The organism is Candidatus Methylomirabilota bacterium (assembly GCA_036001065.1).
Classification (GTDB): Bacteria; Methylomirabilota; Methylomirabilia; order Rokubacteriales; family CSP1-6; genus MNEF01.
Genome location: DASYUQ010000229.1, coordinates 1 through 10,685, shown reverse-complemented (window position 1 = coordinate 10,685; position 10,685 = coordinate 1). Strand labels below are relative to the sequence as shown.

Here is a 10,685-nt window from a genome sequence, read left to right as displayed (position 1 = left end):
GGGGAGCCATCGAGCGGAACGATCGCCCGCTTATACATGGGCCGTCTCCTTCATCGACCACGCTGGGGTCTCTCCGGACAACATCGCGAGCGGCGCGCCGTCGTTGCGGACCAGGAGGATCGGCGTCCGCGTGCTCCGCAGCACGGATTCGGCCACGGAGCCGAGGATCAGGCGGCCGATCCCGGTACGCCCGTGCGTGCTCATCACGATCAGGTCGACGCCCCCGAACTGCGCCGCCTCCACGATCGCGGGCGCGGCGGGCCCGTACCAGACGGAGGTCCGCACGTTCTTGACGCCGCTTCCGACGAGCCCGGCCGCGACGGACGCCAGATAGGTTTCGGCCTCGCGGACCACGCGGATCTGCTCTTTCGTCGGGTCCACGCCGGGCAGCCGGGACGCCTCGGCGGCGCGCACCAGCACGAGCGTCGCTGTGGGATGGTCTTTCAGGAGATCGACGGCCATCGGGATCGCCGCTTCGGCCAGTCGCGAGCCATCGAGCGGAACCAGGGCCTTGTCGAGCTTCATAAGCGCTTCCTCGCCTCGTCGGTAATCTCTGCTCCAGGCAAGGAATGAAGCAACCGGGCTGCCATTTGAAAAGTGAGCGAGAACGCGACGTTAGCGCTGCTCGAGCAGGACGGCCATGGGGCCCGTCGGCCCCTATGGGTCATCTGCGCCCCGAGGTCGATCAGGCCGCCCGTGGCTCCCAGGCGCAGAGCGGGTCTTCCCCCAGCACGTCGCCGCCACTGGCCCACGCGCGGGCCCGCGACCCCCCGCACACCCGCCGGAACTGACAGACGCCGCACCGCCCGCGGAAGACTTCGGGCGTGCGGAGGGCGCGGAACAGCGCGGAGTCGCGATAGATCGTCAGCGGATTCGTCTGGCGGACGGTGCCCGCCACCAGCGGCAGGAACCCCGACGGCGTGACGTCGCCGTTGGCGGCGATGAACATGATCCCGTTGCCGTCGCGGATCCCGAAGCCGCGCGCGGCCGGGCTCGAGTGGATCTCCTCGCTGGTCCGGCCTTCGGCGCGCATGCGCTGGATCACGACGCGCCGGTAGTGGGGCGCCTCGGTGGTGGTGACGGTGAAGGGCCAGCGGCCCCCGTTGGCGACCAGCCAGCGCAGCGTCCGCTCGCACTCGATGGGGCTGAGCGACCGGAGCGTCTGCCCCCGGCCTACGTTCACGAGGAAGAACAGGCTCCAGCGGGCGGCGCCGAGCCCGGCGACCAGCGTCGCGACCTCCTCGAGGTGGGGCTCGGTCTCGGCGGCCACCAGCGTGTTGATCTGGAGGAGGATGCCGGCGCCGACGATCCGTTGCGCCGCGACGAGCGTCGAACCGAAGCAACCCAGCACCCCGCGGATGCCGTCGTGGTGGGCCGCGGTGGGACCATCGAGGCTGAGCGACATGGCGCTGACGCCGGCGGCCTTGAGGTGGTCCACGAGATCGCGGGAGAGCCCCGGCGTGGCGCTGGGCGCCACCGACATGCCCAGACCCCGGTCCGTGCCGTACCGCACGAGATGAACCAAGTCCGGGCGCTTGAGCGGGTCCCCTCCCGTGAAGATGACGTGGGGAGCGGGATGCCCCGTCGAGGCCAGCTCGCGCAGCACGCGCTCGCATTCCAGTGTGGGCAGCTCGTCGAGCCGGCGGAAGGGTTGCGCTTCGGCGCGGCAGTGCCGGCAGGCCAGGTCGCAGGCCCGGGTGAGCTCCCAGTAGACCCGCAGCGGCGCGCGCTCGAAGACAAGGGCACTCACGGTCGTGGACCGCGCGACTGAGGATGCAGCAGGTCCTGGACGAGCCCGGCGAACGTGGCCACCCTAAACGGCTTCAACAAGTAAGCGGACGCCCCGGCGTTCAACGCTTGCTGGCGGCTCTCCGACGAGGGAAACCCGGTGACGACGATCACCAGCGGAGGCGTGCCCAGGGCCCGGGCGGCCCGAACGACGTCGAGGCCGTCGCCGTCGGCCAGGCGCAGGTCGGCGACGACCAGCACCGGGTGCTCGCGGCCCAGCCCGTCCAGCGCCATGCTCCGAGTCGTTGCCGTGGTGACGCGATATCCCTGGCGCCCGAGGAGACGCTCGTAGGTGGCGAGCAGATCGGCCTCGTCGTCCACGGCGAGGATGCACGGGCGCGGCTGGGACTGCATCAGCCTCGCGCCCCCACCGTCGTCTCGTCAGGTTCCGCGATCTGCACGAACGCACGGAGGAGATCCGTCTCGGTGACGATGCCAATGATGCACCGCCCCTCGACGACCGGCAGCGCTCCGATCCGTCGCTCCAGCATGATACGGGCCGCCTCCCGAACGTCCCGGTCATGGGCGATCGTGAAGACCGGCCCCCTCATGACCTGGCCCACGGTGAGGCGCTTCAGGAGATAGTTCAGCTCCCAGACCGAAAGGCTCGTGGCCGGCGAGGGGAGGTTCAGACGGATGTCCCGATCGGTGACGATGCCCACCAACAGCGTGTCGTCCGTGACCAGGAGGTGGCGGATGCGGGCGTTGGTCATCAGCTCCCGCGCCTCGGAGACGGACGTCTCCCGGCTCACGGTGATCGGGGTAGGGGTCATCAGATCTCGAACTTGCATGGTGGCCTCCTTCAGGTGAGCGGCGTCGAAATCATGGCGGTTCGATGCAGGCGGTGGGCAAGCCGGAGGATGTCCGCGGTCGCGCTCCAGAGGCTCCGGACGCCCGTGTGGATCGTCAGCTCCGGGTTGAGGGAGCCCTCGTAGCCGAAGACGATGTCCGGCGCCTCCCTGACGGCCGTCTTACGCCGCCCGGCATGAGGGCACACCGCGGGTTGCCAACGCGAGGCCCGTTCGCGGTCGCCGCAGATCTCGGGCGGGCATACCAGCTGGACCTCGGCATAGTGACCGATCAGCGCCCGCGCCAGCTCGCGCCATGCACGACGTGGCGCAGTGGCGTCGATGATGACCGCCACCCCGGCGTCGGTGAGCAGCTTGGCGGCGCACACCAGTGCGTGATAGACGATGTCCTCCCCCCTGGGGCCGCCGCCGGCGTCCGGCAGGAGGAATTCGCGGACCTCGGTCAGCTCGAGCAGCCTGACCGGTATCCCGCGCGCAGCCAGCTGCTCTGCGACCGCCGAGGCCAGCGTGGTCTTGCCGCTGCCGGGCAGCCCGGTGATCCAGACAGCCCATCCCCGGGCCAGGCCGGAGGGCAACCTGGGTGGAGAAGAGCGCGCCAGATCGCGCGCCATGGAAACGATCCTCGGCACCGCTGCGGTCACGTCCTCGGCCAGGGTGTCCACGGTGACCTCGGGGTCCAGCGCGGGCTCGTAGGGCACGTCCACCCCGGGCACCGTCGCTCCGGGCTGTCCGGCGGCCGCGTAGATTCCCCGGGGCGCATTGCCCGCGGCGCGGGTTCGCTCGCGCTGGCGACACACCTCGATCGGACAGGTGAGCTGCACCTCGGCGAACGCCGGGATCAGGGCACGCGCCAGGTCACGCCACGCGCGGCGGTGTCCGGTCGCGTCGACGATGATGGGGACGCCGGACTCGGTGAGGAGCCTGGCCATATAGGCCAGGGCGCGATAGACGATGTCGCGTTCGGCGTCGCTGTAAGTCGGCGCGGGCGTCAGGATCTTTCGGATCGCGTCGAGCTCCAGCACGACCGCCGATTCTCCTCGCGCGCGCAGCGCCTCCACGACCGCGCGCGCCAGCACGGACTTGCCGCTGCCCGGAAGCCCGGTGATCCAGATCGCCCAGCTCACGGCGAGGCTCTGAACAGCCCCAGCAGGTCGCCAGGGTCGAAGGATGGATCCGCCATCATCCGCCGCGCGAAGTGGATGAGCGCCAGCCGGGCCGCGGGCGACAGGTCGGGGTACCAGAGCGGATGGGCGATCACCAGGGCGCGGAAGGCCAGGAATGGCGGCAGCACCTCCAGGATCTCGCGGTCGCCCGACTCGCGCAGGTAGGTCTCCAGGAAGGTGCAGAAGAGGAAGAGGAAGGGCTCCGCCGTCTGGCGCCGGAGGCCGTAGAAGAGGTAGTTCACGCCGAGCGCGGCGACGTCATCGGCCGGCTCGCCCCATTCGCCGCGGCTCCGATCGAGCACCGAGAAGTCGGTGCCTTCGCGGAAGAGCAGGTTCCACGGATGGAAATCGCCGTGGGTGCGGGACAGGCGATGCGCGCGGCCCCGCAGGCGCCACCGCCAGGACACGGCGGCCCGCTCGATCTGCTCGCACACCTCGGGGCGCAGCGGCGCGTAAGGGTGAGGGTAGCTGTCGAGGATACCCATCAGACATTCGCCGTGGCCGACCAGCTCGCGGATGCGCCGCTGGTAGAGCGTCGGCTCGTCACGCTTGACGCCGTGGGCCTGGGCCAGGAAGCGACCGAGCGCCAAGGCCCGGTCGAGGTCGAGCTCGCGCACCGGCGCTTCGAGGAGCCGATCGAGGTCCCGCCAGTAGAGCGTGCCCTCGACTTTCTCGACCAGCTGGAAGAAATCGGTGGCGTCCGCGACCGAGGCCAGCTCGCCCGATGCGCGCACCACGCCGACATCGACGCTCCGCGCGTGCCGGGGGAAGCTGTTGTAGGCGGCGTGACCGTAGAGTGCCTGCCAGGCGCGGTCGGCGGGGTAGTCGTGGCCGAAGCCTTGGGCGGGGCGCGTGCGGGAGACCACGAACGAGCGGACCGCCCCACCGACGGTGCACTCGACCTCGAACGGCACCCCGTAGCCGAAGCCTTTGGGGTCCTCAGCCGCGGCATTCTTGGCCTTGAGGGGCCGGAGCGCCAAGATCTCGACGTCGCCACCGAAGACGCTGGCGAGATATCTCGCCAGCGCCTCGCGGCCGATCACCGCGCCGTCCACTACCCACCCGGCTTCGGCCGTGCGGGCGCCTCGAGCGCCGGGCACTGCTTCGTCATCTGCGCGCGGTGCTGCTCCATCATCCCGCGCATCTCGTTCATCATCCCCATCATCTTGCCCATGCGCTCCTGCATGGGACCCATCCCCTGCATGCGGGGACCTTGCCCGCCGCCCATCTCGGTCTGCATCCGGTGCATCTCGGTGCGCATGTCGCTCATCATCGTCATCATGCGCGCCATCGTCGGCTCCTCGGGTTGCGGGTCTACCCGCGGCTTGCCCATCTGAGCCATCGCGGGAACCAGACTGAACGTGAGCAAGATTGCGAGCGCTATGGGCACGTCCATCCATTTCATAGCTTTCACTCCCTTCATCTCGCCGTTCGGCGCAGAGTTCGAGGTCACCGGCCCCGGACGGTCAGCACGGGGCAGGGCGCGGTGGCGACGACCCGCTCGGCGACGCTGCCCAGGAAGAGCTTGGCGAGGCCGCCGCGTCCGTGGGTGCCCATCACGATCAAGTCCGCGCGCTTGGACTTCGCGGCGCGGACGATCCCCTCGGCCGGAGGTCCTTCCAGCAAGACGCTGCTCGCGCGCACGCCCCCCTTCTTCGCCCGGGTGATGAGCTTGTCGATCTGCCGCTGACTGTGCGTGCGGATCGATCGCTGAAGATCGTCCCAGGTTCGCGGCGAGAGGTAGCCGTCGCCCACGATCGGGACGGGGGTCGTCATCACGTGAACCAGCAGCAGGCTGGCCCGATTGCTCTTGGCCGCCTCGATGGCCTTCGTGAAGGCGACGCGCGAGGCGGACGAGAAATCGGATGGATGTAAGATGCGTCGAATTCGCTTCATCGTTGCCCTCCCTGAAGCACTCGATCCTCCGTCAGTCGCATGAGGAAGACGGGGATCTCCGCCCGGCGCAGCACCGCCTCCGCCACCGAGCCGAAGAGCAGACGGCCCAGCCCGCTCCGCCCGTGGGTCGTCATGGCGATGAGGTCGGCGTCCGCCTCCTTGGCGCCGTGCACGATCTCGGTGACGGGGTCGCCCCGCCGCACCATGACCTGGACGCGCACCCCGTGGTTGGCGAGGTCGGCGGCGATGGACACGAGATAGGCCCGCGCTTCGGCGTGCCGCCCCACGACGTCCTCGATCACGACATGGCGCGACCCCTCGAGCGCTTCCGGCGGGATCGGTTGCACGACGCGGACGAGCACCACCTCGAGATCGAGCGGCCCGGCGATCTCCATGATGAACGGGAGAATTCCCTCGGCCAGCGGGGAGCCGTCGAGCGGAATCACGACGCGCTTATACATGAGTCGGCCTCCCCGTGCGCGCTTCGACCGCGCCCAGCGGTGGCGAGACCGGCGCGCCGGTGTCACGCACCACGAGAATGGGCGTCCGCGTGCCGCGCAGCACCGACTCGGCCACCGAGCCGAAGATCAGGCGGCCGAGGCCGCTGCGGCCATGGCTGCTCATGACGATGAGGTCGACCTTTTCGACCTCGGCGGCCTCGACGATCGTCGGCGCCGCCGGCCCGTACCAGACGGAGGTCCTTACCTGCTTGACGCCGCCTTCACGGAGCCGGGCGACGACCGCGTCCAGGTAGCTCTCGGCCTCGCGGACGACACGGACCTGCTCCTCCATCCGGTCGGCTCCTGGCAGCGTCGACGCCTCGGCGGCACGCAGGAGCAGGAGCTTCGCCGTGGGCTGGCCCTCCAAGAGATCGACGGCAATCTCAAGCGCCGCTTCCGCGAGGTCTGAGCCGTCGAGCGGAACCAGGATCTTCTCGAACTTCATCGCTGTCCTCCCGTCGGGGTTGACTAGTGACCGCCGCTCCGTCCGGGCGCTACCGGCGTGAGCGCCCGGAAGAGGTCGGGCCGCGGCGCGCCCGTCACCTCGAGGCTTCCCAGCGCGCCCTTGTCGAGCGCGCGCGAGAGGCTGTGGTCGACGAGCAGGTAGCGCCCCGGCGCCTGCACCTTGAACTCGACGATCGCCGCTCCGCCGGCGGGAATCATCGTGGTCTGGACGTTGCGGTTGGGCTCACGCCCGATCCCCGCCTCGGGGTAGACGGCGTCGAAGACCTCGCCGATTACGTGGAACGACGAGATCAGGTTCGGCCCGCCGTTGCCGACGAAGAGCCGCACGGTTTCACCCGTCTTGGCCTTGAGCGCTCCCTCGCCGAGGAGCGAGCCCATGCGGCCGTTGAACACGACGTACTCGGGGCGCTCGCTGCGCGCCTTCTCCGCGTCGAACGGCTGGTGGCCGGTCGCCATCGTCCGGCCCTTGGTGTAGAACTCCCCCTGCATCACGTAGTACTCGCGATCAACCCGCGGCAGCCCCTTGTCCGGCTCGACGAGGATGAGACCGTACATGCCGTTGGCGACGTGTACGGGGATGTGGGGTGTGGCGCAGTGATAGACGTAGAGCCCCGGGTTCAGCGCCTTCCACTCGAAGGTGGCGTGCTCACCGGGCCCGATTTGCGTCATCGCCGCGCCGCCCCCGGGACCGTTCACGGCGTGCAGATCGATGGAGTGCGCGTTGAGGCTGGCCTTGGCGTTCTTCAGACGGATCTGAACGGTGTCGCCCACGCGCACCCGCACGAACGGTCCGGGCACGCTCCCGCCGAACGTCCAGAAGGTGTACTCCACACCGCTGGCGAGCGCGCCTTTCTGCTCCGTCGTCTCCAGCTCGACGACGACCTTCGCCGTCCCCGGCCGATCGACGGGTGGGGGCACGAGTGGAGGCGCTACCAGCAGCGCCTTGGTTTCGGACTGGGGCCCCGGCTCGGCCAGGTCGTCGATGGAGCCTTGGGACCACTGCTTCATCTGCGCCGCAACACCGGCCGTGATCAGGGCGGAGGCCGCCAGCACTACCACCGCCACGTATCCGCGCCTCATGTCGTTCTCCTCCGGCAACGAGGTTCGTGCATCTGGGCGAATGAAAGAGCAACGGGCCTGCCAAGTCGGAGGGCAAATGAAAACGCCGGGTTAGAGCGGAATCGTGCGGGGCAAGGTGAGGCGCCGGCGCCCCGCCGGGACGCTGGCACCCCGCGAATTCAGGCCTGGGGAGTCGAGCGGTCGGTCAGCGGATCTGGTACTTGGTGACCAGGCGGTGGAAGGTCTTGCGGTCGATGCCGGCGGCTTTCGCGGCGGCCGAGATGTTGCCACCGTGGCGCTCGAGCAGGTCACGGAGATACGCGCTCTCGAGCGTCCTCATCCAGCTCTCTCGCGCCTCCTGCAGCGGCAGTCCGGTGACCGAGCCGAGCTGCGCGGTCTGCCCGAGGGGCGGTGCCGCCCCGCCGACCCGGAGTGGCTCGGCGTGGAGCAGGTAGTCGGGGAGGTCCTGGCGCCGCACGGTGGGCCCCTCGGCCAGCGCGCAGGCGCGCTCGACGATGTTCTGCAGCTCACGCACGTTGCCCGGCCACGGATAGGCCTCGAGGGCCGCCAGCGCGTCGTCGGCAAATTCGGTCACCCGCCCCTGGCCGTATCGTTTGAGGAAGGCGTGGGCCAGCAGCTCGAGGTCGCCCGCCCGCTCCCGCAGCGGCGGAAGCTCGATCGCGATCACGTTGACGCGGTAGTAGAGCTCCTCCCGGAACTCGCCCTTGACCACCGCCTCGCGCAGTTTGCGGTTGGTGGCGGAGACGACGCGCACGTCCACGTCGATCTGCGCCGTGCTGCCCACGCGCCGGATCTGGCGCTCCTGGATCGCCCGCAGCAGTTTGGACTGGAGCGCCAGCGACAGCTCGGCGATCTCGTCGAGGAAGAGCGTGCCCCGCTGGGCCATCTCCATCAGCCCGGGTTTGCTCTTGACGGCGCCGGTGAACGCGCCCTTCTCGTGACCGAACAGCTCCGATTCGAGCAGGTTCTCCTGCAGGGCCGCGCAGTTCACCTTGACGAAGTTGCGCGCCGCGCGATGCGAGTTGTGGTGCACCGCACCGGCGATGAGCTCCTTGCCCGTCCCGGTCTCGCCGCGGACGAGGACCGTGGTGTTGCTCTTCGCGACCTTGCGAACGACCGCGAGCACTTTCTCGAGCGCGCCACTCGATCCGATGATGCGGTCGAAGTCGTAGATGTCGCCTTGGGCGTGGCGGAGGTAGTCGATCTGGTTCTGCATCCGGCGCATCTCGAGCGCCTTCTCGATCTTGACTTCCATCTCCTCGAGCTCGAACGGCTTCTGCACGTAGTCGAACGCGCCCGACTTCATCGCTTCAACCGCCGTTGACACGGATCCGAAGGCGGTCATCAAGATGATGGCCGACGAGGGATGCAGCGTCTTGGCGGTCTTCAGGACCTCGAGCCCGGTGCTGCCGCCCATCTTCAGGTCGCTGACGACGACGTCGAAGAAGCCTTCGTGCAGCTTCTCGATCGCGGCGTTGCCGTTGGGCGCCTCTTCGACATCGTGGCCGGCTTCGGCCACCGATTGCGCAAGCCCGCGGCGCAGGGAATCGTGGTCGTCGGCGATCAGAATACGTCCCATAACTTCTATTCCTCGTTCCCGCCGGTCACCGGCAGCGTCACTCGAATCGTCGTGCCCTGACCCGGTGAGGTCCGCATGTCGATCCGTCCATCGTGGGCGTCGACGATCTTTCTCACGATCGCCAGGCCAAGGCCGGAGCCCTGCGCCTTGGTCGTGAAGAACGGGTCGAACACCTTCTCCGCGACATCCTGTGGAATCCCGGGGCCATCATCGGTGAACTGCACGAGCACCGCATCGCGTCCGTCGCTGCCGTCTTCGAGCCGCACGCGTTCGGCGGAGATCGTCACGTGGCCCTTGCCGCCCATGGCCTCGTAGGCGTTCATCAGGAGATTGGTGAACACCTGCGTGAGCTGATGCTGATCGGCCTTGATCTGCGGAAGGGCGTCGGCCAGCGTCACGTTGACGGCGATCGTTCCGCGCCTGGCCTTGGTATCGGCGTGCTGAATGGCGCCTTGAACGGCCTCGGCGACGGCGGTGTGTTCGACCTGCAGCCGGATTGGCCGCACGAAGTCGAGCACTTCCTGCACGATCGCATTCGCCATCTTGGCTTCGTTGATGATGTCGCTGAGGACCACCTGCGCATCGGGCGCGTCGGGCATCTTGCGCCGCAGCAACCCGGCCATCACCTCGATGCCCGCGAGCGGGTTCTTCACTTCGTGCGCGATCACCGCCGCCATCTCGCCGACGGCGGCCAGCCGATCGCGAAGACGCTCGCGTTCTTCCAGTTGCTCGACGCGCGTCAGGTCCTTGAAGAACATCGACGCGCCAATCACCTTCCCATCGTCGTCGCGCACGAACGCGAGCGTGTAGCCGATCACCTTGTCCGAGGGCTTCAGCCGCATCTCGACGCGGTTGGGCAGGTGGTGCAGATCGAAGGCGCCCACCAGCACGCGCACGACGTCGGGATGGTCCTTGAGCAGCGTCGAGACGAGCTGCCCCACGGGGTCGGGCGGCTCGGGGATGCCGAAGATTCGGTACGCCTCGTGGTTGATCAGCGCGACTCGGCAGTCGCGGGTGATGGCCAGCACACCATTGCGCATCCCCGACACGATGTGGCGGAAGAACGCATCGGTGCTCATATCGGCCGCCTCGGGGCGGACAACGCCCAGAGCCGGCGCTGGCCGGCGAGGCACCCGAGGACGCGATTTGGTCATCACACCGTGCTCCATGGAGCAGACCTCAACCCACTCCGGAAAGGGCAAAGCGCGTGCCCGGCCCTCAAGGGGGTATCCGTGCACCAAGTAACTGATTCCAGAAAGATTCCGGTCTGATCTGATAACAGGGGAATTACGGAATTGTAATTGTACGACCACTTTCGTCAGAGAGAAAGGGTCCTACTTACGATTCGGACGCGGTGGCATGCTCCTGCAGGGCCTCCCATTGGGCCATCAGGTCGCCGACTTCC

Annotated in this window: 12 protein-coding genes and 1 pseudogene; all 13 read right to left on the bottom strand. The window is 68.5% G+C overall.

Translation table 11 applies throughout. From position 1 onward, the window contains the following. Positions 1–30: 30 nt before the first annotated feature. Entirely contained in the window at positions 31–525 is a 495-nt protein-coding gene (locus tag VGV13_22075) for a universal stress protein (protein ID HEV8643764.1), read from the bottom strand. Between the two features lie 160 nt (positions 526–685). Continuing rightward, a complete protein-coding gene (locus VGV13_22070; protein ID HEV8643763.1) occupies positions 686–1,750 on the bottom strand; it encodes a TIGR04053 family radical SAM/SPASM domain-containing protein in 1,065 nt (354 codons plus the stop codon). Continuing rightward, positions 1,747–2,142, bottom strand: a complete 396-nt coding sequence (locus tag VGV13_22065) for a response regulator (protein ID HEV8643762.1) — start codon at positions 2,140–2,142, stop codon at positions 1,747–1,749. Before VGV13_22065 ends, VGV13_22070 begins: the two co-directional genes overlap by 4 nt. Further along, entirely contained in the window at positions 2,142–2,579 is a 438-nt protein-coding gene (locus VGV13_22060) for a CBS domain-containing protein (protein HEV8643761.1), read from the bottom strand. Before VGV13_22060 ends, VGV13_22065 begins: the two co-directional genes overlap by 1 nt. An 11-nt stretch (positions 2,580–2,590) precedes the next feature. After that, positions 2,591–3,721, bottom strand: coding sequence for an adenylyl-sulfate kinase (locus tag VGV13_22055; protein ID HEV8643760.1), 1,131 nt, complete (start codon positions 3,719–3,721; stop codon positions 2,591–2,593). Next, positions 3,718–4,803 (bottom strand): phosphotransferase, encoded by a 1,086-nt coding sequence (locus VGV13_22050; protein ID HEV8643759.1) that lies wholly within the window; start codon positions 4,801–4,803, stop codon positions 3,718–3,720. Before VGV13_22050 ends, VGV13_22055 begins: the two co-directional genes overlap by 4 nt. Positions 4,804–4,814: 11 nt before the next feature. Then, complete coding sequence (locus VGV13_22045) at positions 4,815–5,051, bottom strand: hypothetical protein (protein ID HEV8643758.1); 237 nt, start codon at positions 5,049–5,051, stop codon at positions 4,815–4,817. Positions 5,052–5,209: 158 nt separating this feature from the next. Beyond that, the gene (locus VGV13_22040) at positions 5,210–5,656 is read right to left on the bottom strand and encodes a universal stress protein (GenBank protein ID HEV8643757.1); all 447 of its coding nucleotides are present in this window, start codon (positions 5,654–5,656) and stop codon (positions 5,210–5,212) included. Then, positions 5,653–6,117 (bottom strand): universal stress protein, encoded by a 465-nt coding sequence (locus tag VGV13_22035; protein ID HEV8643756.1) that lies wholly within the window; start codon positions 6,115–6,117, stop codon positions 5,653–5,655. The genes VGV13_22040 and VGV13_22035 overlap by 4 nt, the downstream gene beginning before the upstream one ends. Next, positions 6,110–6,601, bottom strand: coding sequence for a universal stress protein (locus tag VGV13_22030; GenBank protein HEV8643755.1), 492 nt, complete (start codon positions 6,599–6,601; stop codon positions 6,110–6,112). The genes VGV13_22035 and VGV13_22030 overlap by 8 nt, the downstream gene beginning before the upstream one ends. Before the next feature lie 89 nt (positions 6,602–6,690). Next, positions 6,691–7,629: pseudogene (gene nirK, locus VGV13_22025) on the bottom strand (copper-containing nitrite reductase). A gap of 256 nt (positions 7,630–7,885) precedes the next feature. Next, positions 7,886–9,280, bottom strand: a complete 1,395-nt coding sequence (locus VGV13_22020; protein ID HEV8643754.1) for a sigma-54 dependent transcriptional regulator — start codon at positions 9,278–9,280, stop codon at positions 7,886–7,888. A 5-nt stretch (positions 9,281–9,285) separates the two neighbouring features. Continuing rightward, a complete protein-coding gene (locus tag VGV13_22015) occupies positions 9,286–10,434 on the bottom strand; it encodes an ATP-binding protein (protein ID HEV8643753.1) in 1,149 nt (382 codons plus the stop codon). Between the last annotated feature and the right edge of the window lie 251 nt (positions 10,435–10,685).

Bases quoted from the DNA above. Each gene is read 5' to 3' on its own strand.
- VGV13_22075 (HEV8643764.1), bottom strand. From the start codon at position 525: ATGAAGCTCGACAAGGCCCTGGTTCCGCTCGATGGCTCGCGACTGGCC.
- VGV13_22065 (HEV8643762.1), bottom strand. From the start codon at position 2,142: ATGCAGTCCCAGCCGCGCCCGTGCATCCTCGCCGTGGACGACGAGGCC.
- VGV13_22060 (HEV8643761.1), bottom strand. From the start codon at position 2,579: ATGCAAGTTCGAGATCTGATGACCCCTACCCCGATCACCGTGAGCCGG.
- VGV13_22045 (HEV8643758.1), bottom strand. From the start codon at position 5,051: ATGGCGCGCATGATGACGATGATGAGCGACATGCGCACCGAGATGCAC.
- VGV13_22040 (HEV8643757.1), bottom strand. From the start codon at position 5,656: ATGAAGCGAATTCGACGCATCTTACATCCATCCGATTTCTCGTCCGCC.
- VGV13_22035 (HEV8643756.1), bottom strand. From the start codon at position 6,117: ATGTATAAGCGCGTCGTGATTCCGCTCGACGGCTCCCCGCTGGCCGAG.
- VGV13_22030 (HEV8643755.1), bottom strand. From the start codon at position 6,601: ATGAAGTTCGAGAAGATCCTGGTTCCGCTCGACGGCTCAGACCTCGCG.
- VGV13_22020 (HEV8643754.1), bottom strand. From the start codon at position 9,280: ATGGGACGTATTCTGATCGCCGACGACCACGATTCCCTGCGCCGCGGG.
- VGV13_22015 (HEV8643753.1), bottom strand. From the start codon at position 10,434: ATGACCAAATCGCGTCCTCGGGTGCCTCGCCGGCCAGCGCCGGCTCTG.